Below are 20,931 nucleotides of genomic sequence, written 5' to 3'. Positions count from 1 at the left end.
ATCATGGCCGAACTCCGCAAGCCCGCATTCCACATCGACCAGGCCAACTGCACCGGCTGCAAGGCCTGCCAGATCGCCTGCAAGGACAAGCACGACCTCCCCGACGGCGTCATCTGGCGTCGCGTGGCCGAGTACAGCGGTGGCACCTGGACGCCCAACGAGACCGACGGCACCTACCGTCAGGACGTCTTCACCTACTACACCTCGGTGGCGTGCAACCACTGCGAGAACCCCATCTGCGTCGAGTCCTGCCCGACGACGGCCATGCACGTCGGCGAGATGGGCATCGTCGAGGTCGACCAGAGCAAGTGCATCGGGTGTCGCTACTGCGAGATGGCCTGCCCCTACTCGGCGCCGGCGTACAACGCGCAGACCGGCACCATGACCAAGTGCAACTTCTGCAAGGACCGCATCCTCGAAGGCGGCACGCCGGCCTGCGTGGAGTCCTGCCCCTCCCGGGTCATCGACTTCGGCGACTACGACGACCTCGTGGCCAAGTACGGCGGTGACGCGAACATCGCGCCGCTGCCCTCACCGGACATCACCAAGCCGCACCTCCTCGTCACCCCCCACCCCAAGGCCGTGCCGTCGGGCAGCGACGCCGGCCGGGTGAACAACCCGACGGAGCTCTGACATGGGCAGCCTCTCCCACGAACTCCCCCTGGTGATCTTCACCATCTGCGCGCAGATGTCGGTCGGGACGTTCATCGTCCTCGGCCTCGTGCACCTGCTGAACGCACGGGTGCCCGCGACGGTGATGGACCGCGTCGCCGACCCCGCCCTCTACGCCATCGGGCCGTTGCTTCTCCTGGGGTTCCTCGCGTCCACCTTCCACCTGGGAACCCCGCTGCGCGCGATCAACGCGCTCGGTCACGTCGGCACGAGCTGGCTGTCGAACGAGATCCTCGCGGGCAGCGTGTTCCTCGCTCTCGGTGCGCTGTTCGCGTTCATGCAGTGGCGCAAGCTCGGCAGCGCGCGCCTGCGGCAGGTCGTGGCGGTCCTCGCCGCCCTCGCCGGCGTCGTCCTCGTGTTCTGCATCTCGCAGGTGTACTCGCTGCGCACCGTGCCGGCGTGGAACACCTGGTACACGCCCGTGCGGTTCTGGGCCACCACCTTGTTGCTCGGGTCGCTGGCGGTCGCGGCGGTGCTCGCGTTCACGGCGCTGCGTCGGGGCTCCGGCAAGCGCGCGGCCCGTGAGGCGGAGGCCGTCGAACGCCGCGACGAGGACGCCGCCGTCTCCGGGGGCGCCACCGTCTCCGAGACGCACCACGGTGAGCGGCTGCTGATCCGCACGATCAGGGGCATCACGGTCGGTGCCGTCGCCATCCTCGGTCTGAGCTTCGTGGCGATGCCGATCTACCTCGCCCAGCTCGGCACTCACCCCGACCCCGCGGCGGCGCTGTCACTGGCGGTCTTCACCGACCTCCACCCGGGCCTCGCGATCCTCTACCCCGCGCTCATCGCCGCCGGGGTCGTCGTCCTCGCGGTCCTCCTGTCGCGGCTGGGCCGGGCCCAGCGCGACACCGCGCGGGGCACCGTGGCGACCATGGCCGCGCTGGCGTTCGCCCTCGTGCTCGCCGGCGAGTTCCTCGGTCGCATGTTCTTCTACGCCTCGATGTACCGGACGGGTCTGTGACCACCGGCACCGCGGCGGGCGCGGACCTGTCGGTCGATCTACTCGACGGCACCGCCGCCACGACCGCCCTGTTGTCCTCGCTGATGCTCACGCCGCCGGATCCCGAGGCCCTGGCCCGGCTGCGGTCGGCGGCGGAGCTGGAGTGGCCGTTCCCCGACGCCGAGGGGAGCACCCCGGAGGCGGTGCTCCTCCTGTGTGCGCCGGTGGCTCAGGACGAGGTGGCCGCGGACCACCTGAGGCTCTTCGGTGGCGCCATGCCCGCCCTGGCGCCGCCGCACGAGTCGGTCTACCGCTCCGAGGACCATCTGCTGTTCGGCGAGGTGACGATGCAGGTCCGCGAGGCGTACGCGAGGCACGACCTCGCGGCGCCCGCGGGCGGCCGCCCCACCGACGACCACGCCGGGCTCGAGCTCGCGTTCGTCGCGCACCTGTGTCTGCTCGTGCTCGACGCCCTCGACCGGGGCGACCACGAGTCCGCGCAGGCCATCGCGACCGATCTGCGCGCGTTCTGGAGCGAGCACCTGCTGACGTGGCTGCCCGCCTTCGCCGGCCTGGTGACGAAGAACGCCGACACGACGCTGTACCGCGGCGTCGGTCTGCTCCTGGCCGAGGAAGCGCGACGATGGACCGCCCTGACCCGGTGAGCGCGGCGGTGGACCTGCGCTCGGTGATCGATCACCTGTCGACCGGTGGGCCGTGGCACGTGTCCCTCGTCGACGCGGACTCCGCCCCGGTCACGGCGGCCTCGGACCTGACGACCGCGGCCGTGCTCGTTCCGAACCTCTCCGAACACCTCGTTCCGGGTGTCCTCGTCGAGCTGCTCGCCGTGCCGGCCGTCGCCGGCCTGCACGTCGTCTCCGACGATCCGATGCTCATGGTGGCGGTCCGGCAGGCGGCGGCCCTGGCGCGCGCGGTCGGGCACGGGGTGTCGCCCGCGCTCGTCCCGACGCACCGGGCCTCGGAGCGCGCCGAGGTCGTCCTCGATCCGCGGCGCATGGCCGTGCCCCGCCGGACCCTGTTCGGCGCGCACCGCGTGGGCGCCGCGCCGCGCTCGGAGACCGATCGCCTCGTCCGGGCGGTCGCGGCCCTCACCGGCGGCACGATCCCACCGGCGCTCGACCGACTCCCCACCGGAGTCCCCCGCTGGGAGACCCGCGGCTGCAACGAGAACGGCGCCTGCGCCCGCATCTGCCCGGTCCAGGCCCTCGACCTCATCGCCCCCACCGCCACCGCCGACGACGAGAGCGACGACGGTGCTCCCCGCCAGTGGGGCCTGACGATCCACGACACCGTGTGCATCGGCTGCGGACTGTGCGCCACCGCGTGCCCCGAGCAGGCCCTGGCGAGCGACCGGTCGCTCACGTGGAGCGAACTGCTCTCGGGCCGGGACACGCGCGTGCTGGACGCCGGCCTGCGTCACCCGTGCCGACGCTGCGGGACTCCGCAGCCCACCGCCGACGGGCTGTGCCGGATCTGCGCCCAGACGTTCGCCGACCCCTTCGCCGTGCACCTGCCGAACCGCCGCGGCCACTGATTCGGGTGAGCGGCGCGGGCACGGTATGCTGCTGGCTGCGCTCCGCCACGCGGACGCGCGTGCGGGTGTAGCTCAATGGTAGAGCCCCAGTCTTCCAAACTGGCTACGCGAGTTCGATTCTCGTCACCCGCTCCACAGAGGGAAGGGCCACCGCACGCGGTGGCCCTTTCGCCGTTCCAGGGCGTGTCCGGCAGTGCCGGCGGACATCCAGCGCGCTTCAGGAGCGCCAGAGCAGGACGACGCCGCGGTCGTCGGTGTTGCCGGCGGCCGCCTGGCCGCACAGGCGCTCGGAGCCTCCGTCGAAGCCGGCCGCCACGAGGTACTCGGCCTTGCCCAGCAGCCGTTCGATCCCCTCGTCCAACGCGCGGTCGGATTGCTCGACGAGCCCGTCCGAATAGAGCATCAGCGCGTCGTGACGACGAAGGACGCCCTCGTCGCAGCGGTAGACGGGCTCCTCCACGAGACCCAGCGCGGGACCGACCTCGTCCTCGAGGATGCTCCACGTGCCGCTGCCACCGTGGAACACCACCGCGGGCGGATGGCCGGCCCGCCACACCTGGTACTCACCGGTCTCGAGATCGACGACGAGGTGGATCGCCGTCGCGTACCCCTCGGTCCACTGCTGACGCACGACGTAGTCGTTGGCGGCGAGCAGCAGCTCCTCCGGTGCCACCGCGCCGACGAGCGCATCGAGGGCGCCGGAGAGTTGGACCGCCCGAGGCGCCGAGATGAGCCCCTTGCCGGAGACGTCGACGAGGACCGCCTCGAACCTCGACCCGTCCGGCGTGTGGTGGGACACGATGAAATCGCCGGAGAACGGATGCCCGAAAGCGGCGCTGATCGTGCCCTCGACGTCCCACCCGGCGCGCAACCGCGGCAGCCGGCCGCGGCGCTCCAGGCCGTCGCGGAGTTCGCCGAGAAGATCCTCACCGCTGGTGCCCTGCACGCCCACCCGGGCCCGGGCCACGCAGCGCCACATCGTCACGCACGCGATGACCGACCCGGCGACCAACGACCCTGCGGCCTCGGACGTGCGAGGCGTCAGGAGGATGCCGCCGGCCACGATGCAGCCCAACGTCACCGACACGACGAACGCGTGTTCACCCGGCTTGTGGAAGACCCCGCTGATGACGATCAGCGGGAGGAAGATCGACCAGGGCGGAGACGGGGAGGGTCCCAGCGTCAGATGGAGGAACGTGCCGGCCAGCAGCGCCAGCAACAGAGCGCTGCCGTGCCCGATCTGCCGATGGGCGGCTCCGGGCATCGTCGCCCGCCAGGCGCGGGCGGCCACGAGCGCGGGCCGCCGCCGCAAGGTGCGTGCTGACAGGCTCGGCATTTCTGGACATTAACCTCCGGCGACCGCCGTGACAACAGACGGAAGTCCCGTCCCCGAACCGAACTCGCCGGTAGCCTGCGTCCCGCTCAGTCGAGGATCGGACCGACGTCGCGGCTGCGCTTGAGTTCGAAGAACCCCGGCGTTCCGGCGACGAGCACGCAGCCGTCCCACAGGCGTCCGGCGTCCTCACCCTTGGGCGCGGGCGAGACGACGGGGCCGAAGAACGCCACGTCACCGACGGCGACGACGGGGGTCCCGACGTCGTCGCCGACCTTGTCGATCGCCTCGGCGTGGCTTGCACGCAACGCCTCGTCGACCTCGTCCGAGTCGGCGTACCGCGCGAGGTCGGCGGGCAGGCCGATCGCCTCCAGTGACTCGGCGATGACGGCGGGCAGGTCGTCACGGCGACGCTGCAGGTGGATGCGGGTGCCCATCTCGTCGTACAGGCCTCGCACGACCTGCGGGCCGTGGTCGCGGGCCGCCGCGATGATGACCCGCACCGGGCCCCAGGCGACCGTCATGAGGTCGCGGTAGTCCTCGTCGAGGTCCCGCCCCTCGTTGAGGACCGACAGGCTCATGACCGAGAACTCGACCTCGACGTCGCGCACCTTCTCGACCTCGAGCAGCCACCGCGACGTCATCCACGCCCAGGGGCACACGGGGTCGAACCACATCCGCACAGAATCGCTCATGCCTCCATGCTGCCAGGGGGTCGTGCACGCCGCTCCTCCCGGCCCCGCCACCGGCGGTTTCCGCAGTCCGGATGCGTTGTCGGTGCCCCGTGGGAAGATGCTCACGAACGCAGGCAGTCGGGGTGAGACGTTCCGGATCCCCGGAGCACGTCGATGTGCTGCCCGCCCCGACGACGAAGGAATGGCATGCCCGCAGACAACCTCACGCGCGTCGAGGCCCAGGCCAGGGCCGCACTCCTCGACATCGACTCCCACCACGTCGATCTCGACCTGAGCGGGGCGGGTGACGTCCGCTGCGACACCTTTCCGGTGACCTCCACCATCGCGTTCACCTGTCGCGAGCCCGGCGCCGACACGTTCCTCGACTTCGTCGGTCCCTCGGTGGAGGAGATCGTCCTCAACGGCCGCAACCTCGACCCGGCGCAGCACTTCTCCGACAGCCGCATCACCCTGCCCGACCTGGCGGAGACCAACCACCTCCTCGTGCGCGCGACCGGCCGCTACATGAACACCGGCGAGGGCCTGCACCGCTTCGTCGACCCGGTCGACGAGCAGACCTACCTCTACACCCAGTTCGAGGTCCCCGACTCGCGGCGTGCGTTCCCCGTCTTCGAGCAGCCCGACCTCAAGGCGCCGTTCACGTTCGTCGTCACCGCGCCGGCCGACTGGACCGTCATCTCGTGCCAACCCACCCCGCAGCCGGCCCCGACCGACGCGGGACGTGCCACCTGGACGTTCCCCCCACCCCACGGCTGTCGAGCTACGTCACCGCCATCGTGGCCGGGCCGTACGAGCGGGTGGAGGACTCCGTGCGCACCGGCGACGGCCGCACCGTGCCCCTCGGCCTCTACTGCCGCCGGTCCATGCGCGAGTACCTCGACGCGGACGAGATCTTCGACATCACCAAGCGCGGGTTCGCCTTCTACGAGAAGGAGTTCGGCCTGGCCTACCCGTTCGACAAGTACGACCAGATCTTCACGCCCGAGTTCAACGCCGGGGCGATGGAGAACGTCGGCGCCGTCACCTTCCGCGAGTCCTACATCTTCCGCTCCAAGGTCACCGAGGCCGTCGTCGAGCGTCGCGCGGGCACGATCCTGCACGAGCTGGCGCACATGTGGTTCGGCAACCTCGTGACGATGCGCTGGTGGGACGACCTCTGGCTCAACGAGTCGTTCGCCGACTGGGCCGCCACCACCGCCCTCGCGGAGGCCACCCGGTGGACCGAGGCGTGGACCACGTTCGCCACCTCCGACAAGAGCTGGGCCTACCAGCAGGACCAGCTCTCCTCCACGCACCCCATCGCCGCCGACATGCGGGATCTGGAGGCGGTCAACGCCAACTTCGACGGCATCACCTACGCCAAGGGCGCCTCGGTGCTCAAGCAGCTCGTCGCCTACGTGGGGCGGGGGCCGTTCCGTGACGGGTTGCGCGCCTACTTCGCGCGGCACGCCTACGGCAACACCACCCTGCCCGACCTGCTCACCGAGCTCGAGGCCACCTCCGGACGCGATCTGTCCGAGTGGACCCGGCTGTGGCTGCAGACCGCGGGCGTCACCACCGCGCGGCTGATCCTCGAGGTGGACGACGACGACGTCGTCACCGCCGCGCGGGTCGAGCAGAGCGCTCCGGAGGCGCACCCGCACCTGCGCCCCCACCGCATGGCGATCGGCGTCTACGACATCGACGGCGGCACCCTCACCCGGCGGGAGCGCGTCGAGATCGACGTAGCCGGTGAGGTGACCGACGTCGAGGCGTTGGTCGGCCTGCGCCGAGGCGATCTCATGCTGCTCAACGACGACGACCTGGCCTACTCCAAGGTCCGGCTCGACGACGTCTCGCTGCGCACGGTGCTCGAGCATCCCGCCGCGCTGGACAGCCTGCCGCGGGCCATCGTCCAGACCGCCTTGTGGGACATGGCGCGTGACGCCGACCTGTCCGCCCACGACTACGCCCGTTTCACCCTCGAGGTCCTCGGCACCGACCTCGACTCCACGGGGATGCGGTACTCCCTGGCCCGGCTCGCCACCGCGGTCCGCCTGTACAGCGACCCGGCCCGACGCCGGGAGCTGCTCGCCACCACGGCACGCCGGCTGCGCGAGCACGCCCTGGCCGCCGCGCCGGGCAGCGACGCGCAACTGCAACTCGTCACCGCGTTCGCCTCCTACGCCACGGCACCCGAGGACCTCGACCTCATCGAGGGGTGGCTCGAGGGCATCGACGTCCCCGACGGCCTGGCCGTCGACACCGAGATGCGGTGGACCCTCGTGGCCGCGCTCGCCGAGGGGGACGGGCTGAGGACGACGTCATCGCCGCGGAGGAACGCCGCGACGCCACCGCCACCGGTCGCGAGCGCGCGGCGCTGGCCCGGGCCGCGCGACCGACCGCCGAGGCCAAGGCCGCCGCCTGGGCGGCGATCGGGGAGGTCGCCATGCCCAATGCCATGCTCGACGCGACCGCGGCGGGATTCCTGCGGTGCGGCGACGACCCGGAGATCCTCCGGCCGTACGCCGCGCGCTACCACGAGATGCTGCGACCGATGGCGAAGGAGCGCACCACGGCCATCGTCGAGTCGATCGTCGAGGGCTTCCACCCGCTCCCCCTGGCCGACGCCGCCCTGTTGGAGGCCTCGCAGACCTGGCTGGCCGACAACGGCGACGCGCCCGCGGCGCTGCGCAGACTCGTCGCCGAACGCCGCGACGCGGTCGAACGCGCCCTCACCGCCCAGGCGCGTGACGCCGCCGGCGGGCGCTGAGGACTCCGCCGTGTCGACGCAGGTCACGCCGGTGCATCCGCCGAAGAGTCGCGTGGCGGCCTGGGCTGCCTGGGACTGGGGCTCGGCCGCGTTCCAAGCCGTCATCACGACGTTCGTCTTCACCGTCTACCTGACCAGCAGCGGGTTCGGGGACGCGGCGAGCACGCAGTCGGCCCTCGGCATCGGGATGACCCTGGCCGGTCTGGCCATCGCCCTGCTCGCACCGATCACCGGTCAGCGCGCGGACCGCGCCGGGCGCGCCACGCTGTGGCTCGGGGTCAACACCGCGATCGTCGTGGTGCTCTCGGCCCTGATGTTCACGGTGCGGCCGGACCCGTCGTTCCTGTGGTGGGGTATCGGTCTGCTCGCCGCCGGCAACATCTTCTTCGAGTTCGCCACCGTCAACTACAACGGCATGCTGCACCGGGTCTCGACCCCGGCCACGATCGGTCGCATCTCCGGCATCGGATGGGGTGCGGGGTACATCGGCGGCATCGTCCTGCTGCTCATCCTCTTCGTCGGGTTCATCCAGCCCGAGGTCGGCTGGTTCGGCGTCACCCACGACGACGGCCTCAACGTGCGGGTGGCCGTCCTGTTGTCGGCGATCTGGTTCGCCATCTTCGCGATCCCCGTGCTGTTCGCCGTCCGCGACGAGCGGCGGGGGCGCGAGAATCGCGCCGACCGGCTCGGCCTCGTCGGGTCCTACAAGGCCCTGTGGCGCACCGTCACCGGCCTGGCCCGCGAGCACCCGCACATGCTGTTCTTCCTCATCGCCTCGGCGGTCTTCCGCGACGGGCTCGCGGGCGTGTTCACCTTCGGTGGGGTGATCGCCCAGGGCACCTTCGGCTTCGCGCCCGGCGAGGTCATCATGTTCGGCATCGCCGCCAACGTCGTCGCCGGGCTGGCGACGATCGCGTTCGGCGTCCTCGACGACCGCCTCGGACCCAAGAGGCTGATCATCTTCTCGCTGGCGGCCATGGTGGCCGCGGGACTCGGCATCTTCTTCCTGCACGACCGCGGCGCCGGGATGTTCTGGGTCCTCGGCCTCATCCTGTGCATCTTCGTCGGCCCCGCCCAGTCGGCGTCACGCTCCCTGCTCGCCCGCCTCATCCCCGAGGGCCGGGAGGGCGAGATCTTCGGTCTCTACGCCACCACCGGTCGAGCCGTGAGTTTCCTCGCGCCCCTGCTGTTCTCGGCGTCCATCGCCCTCGGCACGGCGGTGGAGGGATCCGGCGCCCAGCACTGGGGCATCCTCGGCATCGTGCTCGTCCTGGCCCTCGGTCTGCTCCTGCTCCTGCCGGTGCGCCCACCGGCGGCCCGTCAGCCCGAGTGATCGCCCCGGTCGACGGCGCGGGCCAGGCGTCGCACCTGCCGTGAGGACACGATGTCCTCGAGCATCAGGGGGCGGGAGTCCGGGCCGGCCAGCGAGAGTCGCCAGTTGGGGTACTCGAGGTGCGTGCCCGGCTGGTTCATGGCGCGCCGGTCGCCCACGAGGTCGGGCACCGCGATGCCGACCAGCGCGGCCGGCGTCGCCGACACGTACCGGTGCAGCGCCTCGACCGTGGACCGCAACCGCTCGCCGGGATCGGAGGAGAGGTCTGCGCCGGCCTCCGGCAGGAGCCCGCGACGGCGCAACGCCTGCATCATCCGCTCCCGTTCGGCCTCGTCGGCCTGCCGCTCGACCTCGACGGGACGGGTGAACAGGTCGAGTTCCTCACGGATCCGCATGTGTTCGCCGGTGAGGTAGCCCGCCGTGGGGGGCAGGTCGTGGGTGGTGACCGAGGCCAGGCAGAGCCGCCGGTAGTCCTTCGGGTCGCGGGGCGTGCCGTCCTCGGTGTTCTCGAACCACAGGATCGAGGTGCCGAGCACGCCGCGTTCGCTGAGGTAGGTGCGCACCCACGGCTCGACGGTGCCGAGGTCCTCACCGATGATCAGGGCCTGAGCGCGCGCCGCCTCCAGCATGAGGATGCCGATGAGCGCGTCGTGGTCGTAGCGCACGTAGGTGCCGTTGAGCGGCGACTCCCCCGCCGGCACCCACCACAGGCGGAACAGCCCGATGATGTGGTCGATCCGCAGTCCGCCCGAGTGACGCAGCGCGGCGCGCACCATGTCGCGGAACGGCGCGTAGGCGAGCTCTTCGAGGCGGTCGGGGCGCCACGGCGGCTGGCCCCAGTCCTGACCACGCTGGTTGTAGGGGTCCGGCGGAGCGCCGACGGTGATCCCCCGGGCGAAGGCGTCGCCGAGGGACCAGGTGTCCGCCCCCGTGGGGTGCACGCCGACCGCCAGGTCCTGCACGACGCCCAGCGACATGCCCGCCTCGGTCAGTTCGCGCTGGGCGGTGGCGAGTTGGGTGTCGAGCACCCACTGCAGCCACATCGCGAAGGACACCTCGTCGGCCAGCTCGGAGCGGACCTCGGCGACGCGGTCGCCCGCGGAGGTCTCTACTCCTTCGGGCCAGGTCTGCGTGCCGTGGGTCCGCACGATGGCCGACCAGGTGGCGAAGTCGACGAGCCCCTGGCCCTCCCGTTCGCAGAAGGCCTCGAACAGGGCCGCGCGCCGGGTCGACATCGGATGGGCGTGCACGATGCGCAGCGCCTGCTCCTTGAGCGTCCAGGCCGCGTCGCGGTCGATCCGGTCGGAGTCGTTGAGCTCACGGGCCTTCGCAGCCAGTCGCTCGACCTCGGCCCGGTCGCCCACCGACAGGTAGGCGACCTCGGGGACGTCCTCGACCCGGATGTAGAGCGGGTTGACGAAGCGCCGCGACGTCGGCAGGTACGGCGAGGCCTCCATGGGCGCGCTCGGCTCGGCGGCGTGCACCGGGTTGATGAGCATGAAGTCGGAGTCCAGGGCGCGGGCCGCCCAGGCCCCAGCTCGGCGACGTCTCCGAAGTCACCGACGCCCCAGGAGTGCTGGGACCGCACCGAGTAGAGCTGGTTCATGAGGCCCGCCGCCCCGTGGGCGTCGATGCGCGGAGGCAGGTGCAGCGTCCGCGGGGTGACGACGACGGCGCCGGTCTGGACCCCGGTGTGGTGCTCGACGTGGATCGTGTGCCACCCGAGCGGGAGGTCGGCGGGGAGCTCGAAGGTGGCCTCGCCGGTCAGCTCGCCGTCGACGACCCGCGGGTCGGTCCACTGCGGCGTCTGCCGCAACTCGCGCCGCTCCCCCACGCCCTCGACCTCGATCCACACCCGCACGGCGTCGCCGTGGGGCACGTGCACCGGGATCGTCGTGGAGTCGCCCTCGGTGACGACGCGCACGGCGGGCACGCGCCGGCGCCAGGATCGCAGCGGCACGTCCTCCAGGGCGCCACGCGTCGCGGCGTCGTCCGAGGCGTCCACCCCGAGGGCCGACAGGACGACGCGAACGGTGGCGGCGGGGACGGAGACGTGCTCGCCCTGCCAGTCCCAGTAGTCGGTGGCGACGCCGTAGGCGCGGGCGAGCTCCGCGAGATCGGCCGGGAGGGAGGAGTCGTTCACGAGGGTGCCTTCGATCGGGGGCGGCGGGCCACGGACGATCCTATTCGGGCACACCGGCGCGCGGCTCGGCGGGAACACCAGGCGGATTCGCGACGCGTTGACCTGCGGTGTCGACAATCGCCAGGTGAGGTCCAGACTGCGCTGCGAGACTGGGGGCCATGCCCGACAACACTCGAACCGTCCTCACCGTGCTCGATGGCATGACGTGGGAGAAGGCGGCCGAATGGTTCCTCGGGGTCCCGCTGGCGATCCTGACGATCCTGCTCGGCGCCTGGATCATCCGATGGCTCATCCACCGGGCGATCAATCGCCTGGTCGACTCCATCGTCGCGAGCCGGGCCAGTGGCGACACGACGACGATGGGGGCGGTCGAGGCGACCCCCACCGCCCAACTGCCGATGCTGCGCCGGTACGGGCGCAAGGCCGGCCGGGCCATCTCCCAGTCGGGTCTCGTGGCCACCGAGCGTCAGAAGGCGCGTGTCACGACCCTGGGGTCGGTGCTGCGCAGCATCGCCTCGATCGTCGTGTGGTCGATCGCGGCGCTCATGGTGGGCCGCGAGCTCGGCCTGGACATGACGCCGGTCATCGCCTCGGCCGGCGTCGGCGGTGTCGCCCTGGGTTTCGGCGCGCAGAGCCTGGTCAAGGACTTCCTGTCCGGAACGTTCATGATCCTCGAGGACCAGTACGGCGTCGGCGACATCGTCGACACCGGAGACGTCGTGGGCACGGTGGAGGAGGTGACCTTGCGCGTCACCCGTCTCCGCGATGCCGAGGGCGTCGTCTGGTACGTGCGCAACGGTGAGATCCTGCGCATCGCCAACCGGTCGCAGGGGTGGACGACGGCGGTCGTCGACATCCCGGTGGCCTCCGACGAGTCGGCCGAGAAGGCCATGACGATCCTGCGCCAGCAGATGACCGAGCTGTTCGCCGACCCCGCGTGGAAGTCGGTGATCCTCGAGAAGCCCGACGTGGCGGGGATCGAGTCGATCACGGCGGGCACCATGACGATCCGCATCTTCGCCAAGTGCGCACCGAACAAGCACTGGGGTGCTCAGCGCGAGATCCGCGAGCGGTGCAAGACGGCCCTGCACCGGGCCGGCGTCCGGGGCCCGATCTACGTGCCGGGAGCGATGCAGCAGGGCCCGACTCCCCCGGCGCCGTGAGCCGCGCCCGACGCGACCGCCCCTCGTCGCCCCGACCCCTCGTTTGATTGGATGGCGGACGTGACCGACAACACTGCGCCGACCCCGTACGACCGCCTGGGTGGCCACGAGACGTTCGCGAAGCTCGTCCACGAGTTCTACCGCGGCGTCGCCGGCGACCCGGAGTTGCGGGCGATGTACCCCGAGGAGGATCTCGGCCCGGCGGAGGAGCGTCTGCGGATGTTCCTGGAGCAGTACTGGGGTGGCCCGACGACGTACTCCGAGCAACGTGGACATCCGCGGCTGCGCATGCGGCACATGCCGTTCGCGGTCACCCCGAGCCAGCGCGACCGCTGGCTGCACCACATGCTCGGCGCCGTCGACACGCTCGACCTCGACGCGGCGGCGACACACACGCTGGTCGACTACCTCACGCGCGCGGCGCACTCGATGGTCAACGCCCCCGAGGGCGGCTCTGCCCCTCATGACGGCCCGGTCGGGGACTACCTGCGCTGAGAAGGCCCGCGGCCCCCGCCGCAGGAGCCCGTGCGCACGCGTTGACACACTGGAGTCGTGACGAAGTCGACCCTCCAGATGTTCCACGCCCCCGGCCGTTCCGACGAGGCCTGGTGGCGTCATGCCGTGATCTACCAGGTGTATCCACGGTCGTGGGCCGACGCCGACGGCGACGGGGTCGGCGACCTGCCGGGCATCACCGCCCGGCTGCCGTACCTGGCCCGGTTGGGGGTCGACGCCCTGTGGATCTCGCCGTTCTACGGCTCGCCGATGGCCGACGCGGGGTACGACGTCGCCGACTACCGCGACATCGACGACCTGTTCGGCACGTTGGCCGACGCCGACCGGTTGATCGAGCGCGCCCACGAGTCGGGCCTCAAGGTCATCGTCGACCTGGTGCCGAACCACACCTCCAGCGAGCACCCGTGGTTCCAGGCGGCGCTCGAGGCCGAGCCGGGCTCACGCGAGCGGGCTCGCTACATCTTTCGCGAGGGACGTGGTGAGCGCGGCGAGGAGCCGCCGAACGACTGGCAGTCGGTGTTCTGGGGGTCGGCGTGGACGCAGGCCGACCCCGCCGTGATGGCGGCCGACGGCACCGTGGAGCGCAAGGCCCAGTGGTACCTCGACCTCTTCGACTCCACCCAGCCCGACCTGGACTGGACCAACCCCGAGGTGTGGGAGGAGTTCGATTCGGTGCTGCGGTTCTGGCTCGACCGCGGCGTCGACGGGTTCCGCGTGGACGTCGCGCACGGCTTGGTCAAGAGGGCGGGGCTGCCCGACTGGGACGCGATGGCGGAGATGGCCGGCGCGGAGGACATCCGCACCGGTGACGCGCCGATGTGGGACCAGGACGGCGTGCACGAGGTCTACCGGGCGTGGCGGCGCACGTTGGACGAGTACACGCGCCACCTCCCCGACGGGTCGGTCGACCCCGACGGGCAGCGCATCCTCGTGGCCGAGGCGTGGGTCGAGCCGATGGAACGCGCGGCGCTGTACGTGCGGCCAGACGAGATGCACCAGGCGTTCAACTTCCACTACCTCAACGCGGCCTGGCGGGCCGAGGACCTGCGCGTCGCCGTGGAGGAGTCGCTGCGGGGCAACGACGCCGTGGGCGCGCCGACCACGTGGGTGCTGTCCAACCACGACGTGGTCCGTCACGCCTCGCGTCTGGGACTGCCGGTCGGCACGCCGCGTCCGCACGGCATCGCGGCCGACGACCCCCAGCCGGATGAGGTCGTCGGGCTGCGGCGGGCTCGTGCGGCCACGACGCTCATGCTGGCGCTACCCGGGTCGGCCTACCTGTACCAGGGCGAGGAGCTCGGCCTTCCCGAGCACACGAGCCTCCCGCACGAGGTGCGTCAGGATCCGTCCCACCACCGGTCGATGGGTGAGGACGTCGGGCGGGACGGGTGCCGCGTCCCCATGGCGTGGGAGGCGGACGCTCCTGCCGCCGGGTTCAACACCACCGGTCGGACCTGGCTGCCGCAGCCGGCCTCCTACGCCGAGCTGGCCGTCGACCGGCAGGAGGGCGTCGAGGGCTCGACGCTGGAGCTCTACCGCACGCTGCTGCGGGTGCGTCGCGAGCGCGGCCTCGGGTGGGCGGGGATCGCCCCTCTGACGGGTCTGCCCGACGACGTCGTCGCCTTCGCTCTCGGCGGCGACGACGGCGTCGCGCACACCGGTGTCGTCGTCAACCTCTCGTCGTCTCCGGTCGAGCTTCCCGGCGAGGTCCTCGTCGCCAGCGGGCCGCTCGAGGGTGGCCGCCTCCCCACCGACACCGCCGTCTGGATCGGGCTGCGGCCGTGAGCACGGTCGAGCCGTACGCCTGTGAGGTGCAGGTGCGCTGGTCGGATCAGGACATCAACGGCCACGTCAACAACGCGCGACTCGTCACGCTCGTGGAGGAGGTGCGGGTGCGGGCGTTGAAGGCGTGGGGTCTGCCGGCGCCCGGGCCGCACCGTCCGCGTGTGCTGCGCTCCTTCGAGGTCTCCTTCGATCGGGCGGTGCACTACGGCCCCGAGCTCACGGGACGGGCGTGGATCTCGCGGATCGGCGTGACCTCGTTCACGGTGGGGCACGAACTCCTCCAGCAAGGACACCGGTGCGTGCGCCTGCACGCCGTCATGGTCCTGCTCGACCCCGACACGCATCGCCCCCTTGCGCTGGAGCCGAGTTATCGCGCGATCCTCGAGCGGTATCTGATCCCGCGCGAGTCGGATTGATCGGTCGGCGTCCTGCACATCGGTCGCGCCTATCGCATCGCGACATTCACCGGGTCCAAAGTCCTGGCATCCGCATCAGCCTCAGAGGCATGTACCGAACGATCCGTTACCGTGGAGTTGGTCCGGACAATTCGGATCATGTTCCGGACCATTCGGACCACAGACGGCGTGGCCGGGGGCCGCCCCTATGAAGAGGGGTGAACGACATGAGTACGACGTCCGACCACGACATCGATCGTCCGATCGATCACGCATCCGAGGCGCATGTGCTGCCCACACTCGGTGGCTTCATGCTCGGCCTGATGCGTATCGCCTTCGGTTTCTATTTCCTCTGGGCTTTCATCGACAAGACCTTCGGATTGGGCTTCGCCACCCCGCCCGAGCGGGCCTGGCTCAACGGCGGCAGCCCCACGACGGGATTCCTCTCGCGGGTCGAAGGTCCGCTGGCCGGTTTCTACCAGGGAATGGCCGGCAACGCGTTCATCGACTTCCTGTTCATGGCGGGACTGGCCGGAATCGGACTGACGCTCATCCTGGGAATGGGTGCGCGTGTGGGTGCCCTCTGCGGCGCCGTCATGTACCTCTTCATGTACGGCGCGTCCATTCCGACCACGAGCAACCCGTTCCTCGACGACCACCTCACCGATGCGATCGTCATGCTCGTCATCGCCACGATCCCCGCGTCCTGGGAGTACCTCGGACTGGGACGCATGTGGCGGCGCGTCGCGCCCTCGTTCCTCCACTGAGGCTCGGCGTCGCGCAGATCCACCGCCACTCCGACGCGGTGACCGCGTGACCGGCCCACCCGCTCGACCGGCGGCCACGTCCTCTAGCGACAGAGGACGTGGCCGCTCGGCGTCGAGAGACGCCACCAGCGTCCGTGCCCGAAGATCTGGACCTGCGGCGCCGTGAACCCGAGCGCGTGGACCGCGAGCGCGGCCCCCGACGGCACGCCGGAGTCGGGAAGTGCGCGGTGCCACACCGCATCCCGCGTCGCCGGATCCTTGACCGAGGCGACCTCCGCGATGCCGTCCTGCGCGACCTGCGCCACGAGTTCTCCCGCCAACTGCCCCCTCGGTTCCCAGCCGCTGCGGGGCGGTGCCAGGCCGGCCCAGGGGACGATCACCGGCACCGGCGGGAGCGCGACCCGCTGCGGTCCGGGGCTGTCCGCGGAACGCAGGCGCGCCAGGCGGTCCTGGACGGCGTCGATCCCCACGACCACGTCGCAGGAGGCGGGCTCCGCCAACGCGAACGCCCGCAGCCCGAGGACGGTCCCCTCCCCCATGAGCCCGTGGCCCTCCATCGCGCACACCGTGACCGCCAGCACCGCGCCCTGGGCGTGCAACCGCACGGCCGACGCGTCGAGACGGCGGGCCCGGGCCAGGAACGTGCCGAGGTCGGCGACGTCCTCCGCGTCGACGAGCGTGACGTGCCCGTCGGTGCCGCTCACCGCTCACTCCGCACGCGGCGCCGGAGTGGGGCCGATTCGCCTGAGTACCGCTCCAGCACGGCGCGCTCCGCCTCCACCAACCGGCGGGGATGTCCGGCCTCCGGGTCGAACCGCACGACCGCCGTCGCCGACACGGCGTAGCGCTCACGACCCGCGGACGCCGGATCCCGCACCTCGGAGGCGACCTCGAAACTCGACGCGCCGATCTTGCTGCACCAGACCGCGATCTCGACCGGCGTCGGGCGGTACCGCAACTGCGCCAGGTAGTCGATCTCCTGCCCGGCCACGAGGAACCCCGACCCCACGATGGGCGACCCGTCGAACCAGGCCGAGAGGGCCTCGATGCGGGCCTGCTCGATAAGGGTGAGGAACGTGGCGTTGTTGATGTGACCCAAGGCGTCCATGTCGGACCACCTCAGCGAGATCTCGACGAGATGCGGTGCGCTCATGGTCGAGATCCTGCCAGCAGCCCCGGCGGTTAGTCTTCGGGGTGTGAATCTGACGTTGCCTCCCGAGGACTTCGACCCGCTCGCCGACCTCCTCGACGTGCTCGACCTCACCCCGCACGCCGTCGACGCCGACGTCTACGAGGGCCGCAGCCAACCCCAGGCCCACGGACGCGTGTACGGCGGCCAGGTCGTCGCACAGAGCGTCGTCGCCGCCGGACGCACCGTCGGGGAGCTCGACGGCCCACCCCGGCACCTGCATTCCCTGCACGGGTACTTCCTGCGCCCCGGCGATCCGGCACAGTCCATCCGGTACGAGGTCGAACGCCTCCGCGACGGTTCGTCGTTCAGCGCCCGGCGCGTCCACGCGATCCAGTCCGACCGGCCGATCCTGTCGATGATCTTCTCCTTCCAAACCGACTCCGACGGCATCGACCACCAGACCTTCATGCCGGCGGTACCCGACCCGGAGACCCTGCGCTCGGACGCCGAGGACCTCGCCACGCTCGGGCATCCCGTCGGCGACTACATCGCCCGCACCCGCCCCATCGACCTCCGCCACTGCCAGGGTCACCTGTACGCGCATCCGCGCCGGCAGACCGCCTCGGAGCAGAGCGTCTGGTTGCGTGCCGACGGCACCATCCCCACCGACGACGCCCTCATCCACGCTGCCGTCCTGGCCTACGCCTCCGACTACAACCTCCTCGAAGGGGCGCTGCGTCGCCACGGCCTCGCCTGGAGCGACCGCCGCATCCGCGCCGCGAGCCTCGATCACGCGATGTGGTTCCACCGCCCGACCCGCGCCGACGAATGGGTGCTCTACACCCAGGCCTCCCCCAGTTCCCAAGGCGGGCGCGCCCTCGGGCTCGGCCACATGTTCAGCGAGGACGGCACCCTCGTCGCCACCGTCGCCCAGGAGGGCATGCTCCGGCTCAAGCAGTAGCGAGAACTCCTGTCCGGGGTCGGTCCCCCACGGCAGGATGGACGCCATGAGCATCCAGGACCACGTCGGTGACCGGCGGCCCCCAGGACCTCCCCCACTGCGCTGCCCCCTGTGCGGCTGCCTGGAGTTCCAGACCGAGGAGTCCCGCCAGGAGTCGCGATGGGGCTTCACGAGCCACCGCATGACGCTGAAGATCTGCCGCCAATGCCGCTTCGTGCTCACCTTCTACGACAAGCACTCGCTCTTCGACATCGACTGAACGGGCTTGACGACGGGGGTGGCGTTGAGCCCGAAGCCGTGAGCTTCCGGCTTCAACGCCACCCCCGTCGTGAAGTGACAGAGAGGCGTCAGTCGCGCGTGCTGACTGCGCACTTCCTCGACCTCGACCTCCGGCAGGATGCTCGCTGCGCTGCGCTCCTACCTCCGGCCTCGCCCTTCGTCAGTCGCGCGTGAGTTTGCGGTACGTCACGCGATGCGGACGCGCCGCCTCCTCACCCAGTCGCTCCACCTTGTTCTTCTCGTACGACTCGAAGTTGCCCTCGAACCAGTACCAGGCGCCCGGGTTCTCCTCCGTGCCCTCGTAGGCGAGGATGTGCGTCGCGACGCGGTCGAGGAACCACCGGTCGTGGCTGATGACCACGGCACAACCCGGGAAGTCCAGCAGGGCGTTCTCGAGGGAGCCGAGGGTCTCGACGTCGAGGTCGTTGGTCGGCTCGTCGAGCAGGAGCAGGTTTCCGCCCTGCTTCAACGTCAACGCGAGGTTGAGACGGTTGCGCTCACCACCGGAGAGCACACCCGCCTTCTTCTGCTGATCCGGGCCCTTGAAGCCGAACTGGCTCACGTAGGCGCGGCTCGGGATCTCGACCTGACCCACCTGGATGTGGTCGAGACCGTCGGAGACGACCTCCCACAGGGTCTTGTTCGCCTCCAACCCCTCACGGGACTGGTCGACGTAGCTGATCTGCACCGTCTCGCCGACCTTGACCGAGCCGGAGTCCGGCTCCTCCAGGCCCACGATGGTCTTGAAGAGCGTCGTCTTGCCGACACCGTTCGGGCCGATGACACCGACGATGCCGTTGCGGGGCAGGCTGAACGAGAGCCCCTCGATGAGCACCCGGTCGCCGAAGCCCTTCTTGAGGTCCTGGACCTCGATGACCGTCGAACCCAGACGGGGGCCGGGCGGGATCTGGATCTCCTCGAAGTCGAGCTTGCGGGTGCGCTCGGCCTCGGCCGCCATCTCCTCGTACCGCGCCAGACGCGACTTCGACTTGGTCTGGCGGGCCTTGGCGTTGGAGCGCACCCACTCCAGCTCGTCCTTGAGGCGCTTCTGCAGCTTGGCGTCCTTCTTGCCCTGCACCTGCAGACGCGCGGCCTTCTTCTCGAGGTACGTCGAGTAGTTGCCCTCGTAGGGGTAGAGGCGTCCGCGGTCGACCTCGGCGATCCACTGCGCGACGTTGTCGAGGAAGTACCGGTCGTGGGTGACGGCCAGGACGGTGCCCGGGTAGGCCGCGAGGTGCTGCTCGAGCCAGTTGACCGACTCGGCGTCGAGGTGGTTGGTGGGCTCGTCGAGGAGCAGCAGGTCGGGCTTGCTGAGCAGCAGCTTGCACAGGGCGACGCGGCGACGCTCACCACCGGAGAGCACCGTGACGTCGGCGTCGCCGGGCGGGCAGCGCAGCGCGTCCATGGCCTGCTCGAGCTGGGAGTCCAGGTCCCACGCGTCGGCGTGGTCGATGTCCTCCTGGAGCTTGCCCATCTCGGTCATGAGCGTGTCGAAGTCGGCGTCGGGCTCGGCCATCTCGGCGGAGATCTGGTTGAACCGGTCGACCTTGCTCTTGATCTCGCCGAGGCCTTCCTCGACGTTGCCGAGGACGGTCTTCTCCTCGTTCAGCGGAGGCTCCTGCTGGAGGATGCCCACGCTGTACCCCGGGGAGAGTCGCGCCTCGCCGTTGGACGGCTGATCGAGGCCGGCCATGATCTTGAGGATCGTCGACTTGCCGGCGCCGTTGGGTCCGACGACGCCGATCTTGGCGCCCGGATAGAACGACATGGAGACGTCGTCGAGGATCAGCTTGTCGCCGACCGCCTTGCGCGCCTTCGTCATGGTGTAAATGAACTCGGCCATGGGCCGAAGGCTATCGGCCCGCGGCCCTGGCTCCGAATCGTGCTCCGGCAGGGGTGCGGGGGCTCGGGGCGGCCCCCTCACCCCACGACCGGTTCAGGCGCTCCGGACGACGTAGTCGTCGGAGTCCGCCGTCCCGGGATCGAACACGACCGGCGCATCGGGCCGCGTCGGCGCCCCTTGGTTGGACCGCGCGAAGGACGACACGCCACGCGCCAGGTCGTGCCCGAGGGTCGCCGCCTCGATCTCGACGTTGGTGCCCGTGCGGCCGTCCCTCTCCCACTGCTTCACCCGCAACTTGCCGTGGACGACGATCGGATCTCCCTTGCCCACCGAGGCCGCGACATGGCGTGCGAGGTGTCGGTAGGCGACGACGTCAAGGTAGTTGGTCGGCAGATCGACGTACCGCCGCTGCTCGGAGTCGTACCGCCACGGCGTCGACGCGATGCGCAGCGTGACCATGGGCTCCCCGCGGGAGGTGGTCCTGGGCGTGGGGTCTGAGGTGGTGTTGCCGCAGACGGTGACGTACATGTCGTTCATGAGCAGGCTCCTCGGCGCTGGGCTCACCGGCCGCGGACGCGACCGATGCACCGAGGCTCGTACGAACCCCGGGCCCGTGGCCGACCCTCGAGCGCACCTGTGGACGCCGCGACCCGGCGCGCCGGGG

The 20,931-nt window shown here is 70.8% G+C and carries 19 protein-coding genes, 1 tRNA gene and 2 pseudogenes; 14 read left to right on the top strand and 8 right to left on the bottom strand.

The window, feature by feature from the left end; genetic code table 11:
- Nucleotides 1-3: 3 nt before the first annotated feature.
- The 5 genes from QQK49_RS05560 (at nucleotide 4) to QQK49_RS05540 (ending at nucleotide 3,305) form a co-directional block, all read left to right on the top strand.
- Nucleotides 4-633: a DMSO/selenate family reductase complex B subunit gene (locus tag QQK49_RS05560; RefSeq protein WP_284303078.1), complete on the top strand. Its 630-nt coding sequence runs from the start codon at nucleotides 4-6 to the stop codon at nucleotides 631-633.
- 1 nt (nucleotide 634) lies between these two features.
- The gene (locus QQK49_RS05555) at nucleotides 635-1,636 is read left to right on the top strand and encodes a dimethyl sulfoxide reductase anchor subunit family protein (RefSeq protein ID WP_284303077.1); all 1,002 of its coding nucleotides are present in this window, start codon (nucleotides 635-637) and stop codon (nucleotides 1,634-1,636) included.
- On the top strand, nucleotides 1,633-2,280 hold the full coding sequence (locus tag QQK49_RS05550) for a TorD/DmsD family molecular chaperone (RefSeq protein WP_284303076.1): 648 nt from the start codon (nucleotides 1,633-1,635) through the stop codon (nucleotides 2,278-2,280). Before QQK49_RS05555 ends, QQK49_RS05550 begins: the two co-directional genes overlap by 4 nt.
- Nucleotides 2,259-3,170 (top strand): 4Fe-4S dicluster domain-containing protein, encoded by a 912-nt coding sequence (locus tag QQK49_RS05545; RefSeq protein ID WP_284303075.1) that lies wholly within the window; start codon nucleotides 2,259-2,261, stop codon nucleotides 3,168-3,170. Before QQK49_RS05550 ends, QQK49_RS05545 begins: the two co-directional genes overlap by 22 nt.
- 61 nt (nucleotides 3,171-3,231) lie before the next feature.
- Nucleotides 3,232-3,305, top strand: a tRNA-Gly gene (locus tag QQK49_RS05540).
- Between the two features lie 82 nt (nucleotides 3,306-3,387).
- Here QQK49_RS05540 and QQK49_RS05535 read toward each other — a convergent pair.
- Nucleotides 3,388-4,506, bottom strand: coding sequence for a PP2C family protein-serine/threonine phosphatase (locus tag QQK49_RS05535; protein ID WP_284303074.1), 1,119 nt, complete (start codon nucleotides 4,504-4,506; stop codon nucleotides 3,388-3,390).
- Nucleotides 4,507-4,592: 86 nt separating this feature from the next.
- Entirely contained in the window at nucleotides 4,593-5,198 is a 606-nt protein-coding gene (locus tag QQK49_RS05530) for a mycothiol-dependent nitroreductase Rv2466c family protein (RefSeq protein WP_284303073.1), read from the bottom strand.
- A gap of 186 nt (nucleotides 5,199-5,384) precedes the next feature.
- On the opposite strand from QQK49_RS05530, the pseudogene pepN reads away from it, so the two are divergent.
- Both pepN and QQK49_RS05520 read left to right on the top strand, forming a co-directional pair.
- Nucleotides 5,385-7,950, top strand: a pseudogene (gene pepN / locus QQK49_RS05525) (aminopeptidase N).
- Nucleotides 7,928-9,283, top strand: a complete 1,356-nt coding sequence (locus tag QQK49_RS05520; RefSeq protein ID WP_284303072.1) for an MFS transporter — start codon at nucleotides 7,928-7,930, stop codon at nucleotides 9,281-9,283. Before pepN ends, QQK49_RS05520 begins: the two are co-directional and overlap by 23 nt.
- On the opposite strand, the gene malQ is transcribed toward QQK49_RS05520, so the two are convergent.
- Nucleotides 9,271-10,782 (bottom strand): 4-alpha-glucanotransferase, encoded by a 1,512-nt coding sequence (gene malQ / locus QQK49_RS05515; protein ID WP_348536100.1) that lies wholly within the window; start codon nucleotides 10,780-10,782, stop codon nucleotides 9,271-9,273. The two genes, QQK49_RS05520 and malQ, sit on opposite strands and share 13 nt — an antisense overlap.
- Before the next feature lie 218 nt (nucleotides 10,783-11,000).
- Nucleotides 11,001-11,162: pseudogene (locus QQK49_RS22610) on the bottom strand (hypothetical protein); the annotation flags it as partial.
- A gap of 422 nt (nucleotides 11,163-11,584) precedes the next feature.
- Between QQK49_RS22610 and QQK49_RS05510 the strand changes: the two are divergent.
- From QQK49_RS05510 to QQK49_RS05490, 5 genes are all read left to right on the top strand, one after another.
- The gene (locus QQK49_RS05510; RefSeq protein WP_284303071.1) at nucleotides 11,585-12,589 is read left to right on the top strand and encodes a mechanosensitive ion channel family protein; all 1,005 of its coding nucleotides are present in this window, start codon (nucleotides 11,585-11,587) and stop codon (nucleotides 12,587-12,589) included.
- Between the two features lie 60 nt (nucleotides 12,590-12,649).
- Nucleotides 12,650-13,084: a globin gene (locus QQK49_RS05505; RefSeq protein WP_284303070.1), complete on the top strand. Its 435-nt coding sequence runs from the start codon at nucleotides 12,650-12,652 to the stop codon at nucleotides 13,082-13,084.
- A 78-nt stretch (nucleotides 13,085-13,162) separates the two neighbouring features.
- Nucleotides 13,163-14,890 (top strand): glycoside hydrolase family 13 protein, encoded by a 1,728-nt coding sequence (locus QQK49_RS05500; RefSeq protein WP_284305829.1) that lies wholly within the window; start codon nucleotides 13,163-13,165, stop codon nucleotides 14,888-14,890.
- A complete protein-coding gene (locus QQK49_RS05495) occupies nucleotides 14,887-15,306 on the top strand; it encodes an acyl-CoA thioesterase (protein WP_284303069.1) in 420 nt (139 codons plus the stop codon). The genes QQK49_RS05500 and QQK49_RS05495 overlap by 4 nt, the downstream gene beginning before the upstream one ends.
- Nucleotides 15,307-15,512: 206 nt before the next feature.
- On the top strand, nucleotides 15,513-16,052 hold the full coding sequence (locus QQK49_RS05490; protein WP_284303068.1) for a hypothetical protein: 540 nt from the start codon (nucleotides 15,513-15,515) through the stop codon (nucleotides 16,050-16,052).
- An 83-nt stretch (nucleotides 16,053-16,135) separates the two neighbouring features.
- Here the strand turns inward: QQK49_RS05490 and QQK49_RS05485 are convergent, their stop codons facing one another.
- Both QQK49_RS05485 and QQK49_RS05480 read right to left on the bottom strand, forming a co-directional pair.
- Nucleotides 16,136-16,756: a DUF8185 domain-containing protein gene (locus tag QQK49_RS05485; RefSeq protein WP_284303067.1), complete on the bottom strand. Its 621-nt coding sequence runs from the start codon at nucleotides 16,754-16,756 to the stop codon at nucleotides 16,136-16,138.
- Nucleotides 16,753-17,205, bottom strand: coding sequence for an acyl-CoA thioesterase (locus tag QQK49_RS05480; RefSeq protein WP_284303066.1), 453 nt, complete (start codon nucleotides 17,203-17,205; stop codon nucleotides 16,753-16,755). Before QQK49_RS05480 ends, QQK49_RS05485 begins: the two co-directional genes overlap by 4 nt.
- Before the next feature lie 43 nt (nucleotides 17,206-17,248).
- On the opposite strand from QQK49_RS05480, the gene QQK49_RS05475 reads away from it, so the two are divergent.
- Nucleotides 17,249-18,145, top strand: coding sequence for an acyl-CoA thioesterase (locus tag QQK49_RS05475; RefSeq protein WP_348536099.1), 897 nt, complete (start codon nucleotides 17,249-17,251; stop codon nucleotides 18,143-18,145).
- A 46-nt stretch (nucleotides 18,146-18,191) separates the two neighbouring features.
- A complete protein-coding gene (locus QQK49_RS05470; protein WP_284303065.1) occupies nucleotides 18,192-18,404 on the top strand; it encodes a hypothetical protein in 213 nt (70 codons plus the stop codon).
- Between the two features lie 180 nt (nucleotides 18,405-18,584).
- On the opposite strand, the gene ettA is transcribed toward QQK49_RS05470, so the two are convergent.
- Together ettA and QQK49_RS05460 are read right to left on the bottom strand one after the other, a co-directional pair.
- Nucleotides 18,585-20,267 (bottom strand): energy-dependent translational throttle protein EttA, encoded by a 1,683-nt coding sequence (ettA, locus tag QQK49_RS05465; protein ID WP_284303064.1) that lies wholly within the window; start codon nucleotides 20,265-20,267, stop codon nucleotides 18,585-18,587.
- A gap of 93 nt (nucleotides 20,268-20,360) precedes the next feature.
- Nucleotides 20,361-20,804, bottom strand: a complete 444-nt coding sequence (locus QQK49_RS05460) for a single-stranded DNA-binding protein (RefSeq protein WP_284303063.1) — start codon at nucleotides 20,802-20,804, stop codon at nucleotides 20,361-20,363.
- Nucleotides 20,805-20,931: the final 127 nt, after the last annotated feature.

This window comes from Mobilicoccus caccae (assembly GCF_030161635.1).
Taxonomy (GTDB): Bacteria; Actinomycetota; Actinomycetes; order Actinomycetales; family Dermatophilaceae; genus Mobilicoccus; species Mobilicoccus caccae.
The sequence above is the reverse complement of the archived record's forward strand: the minus strand, read 5'-3'. Positions and strand labels throughout refer to the sequence as shown.

Bases quoted from the DNA above. Each gene is read 5' to 3' on its own strand.
- QQK49_RS05555 (WP_284303077.1), top strand. From the start codon at position 635: ATGGGCAGCCTCTCCCACGAACTCCCCCTGGTGATCTTCACCATCTGC.
- QQK49_RS05530 (WP_284303073.1), bottom strand. From the start codon at position 5,198: ATGAGCGATTCTGTGCGGATGTGGTTCGACCCCGTGTGCCCCTGGGCG.
- ettA (WP_284303064.1), bottom strand. From the start codon at position 20,267: ATGGCCGAGTTCATTTACACCATGACGAAGGCGCGCAAGGCGGTCGGC.
- QQK49_RS05545 (WP_284303075.1), top strand. From the start codon at position 2,259: ATGGACCGCCCTGACCCGGTGAGCGCGGCGGTGGACCTGCGCTCGGTG.
- QQK49_RS05500 (WP_284305829.1), top strand. From the start codon at position 13,163: ATGTTCCACGCCCCCGGCCGTTCCGACGAGGCCTGGTGGCGTCATGCC.
- QQK49_RS05560 (WP_284303078.1), top strand. From the start codon at position 4: ATGGCCGAACTCCGCAAGCCCGCATTCCACATCGACCAGGCCAACTGC.
- QQK49_RS05460 (WP_284303063.1), bottom strand. From the start codon at position 20,804: ATGAACGACATGTACGTCACCGTCTGCGGCAACACCACCTCAGACCCC.
- QQK49_RS05470 (WP_284303065.1), top strand. From the start codon at position 18,192: ATGAGCATCCAGGACCACGTCGGTGACCGGCGGCCCCCAGGACCTCCC.
- QQK49_RS05510 (WP_284303071.1), top strand. From the start codon at position 11,585: ATGCCCGACAACACTCGAACCGTCCTCACCGTGCTCGATGGCATGACG.
- malQ (WP_348536100.1), bottom strand. From the start codon at position 10,782: ATGCTCATCAACCCGGTGCACGCCGCCGAGCCGAGCGCGCCCATGGAG.
- QQK49_RS05490 (WP_284303068.1), top strand. From the start codon at position 15,513: ATGAGTACGACGTCCGACCACGACATCGATCGTCCGATCGATCACGCA.
- QQK49_RS05480 (WP_284303066.1), bottom strand. From the start codon at position 17,205: ATGAGCGCACCGCATCTCGTCGAGATCTCGCTGAGGTGGTCCGACATG.
- QQK49_RS05535 (WP_284303074.1), bottom strand. From the start codon at position 4,506: ATGCCGAGCCTGTCAGCACGCACCTTGCGGCGGCGGCCCGCGCTCGTG.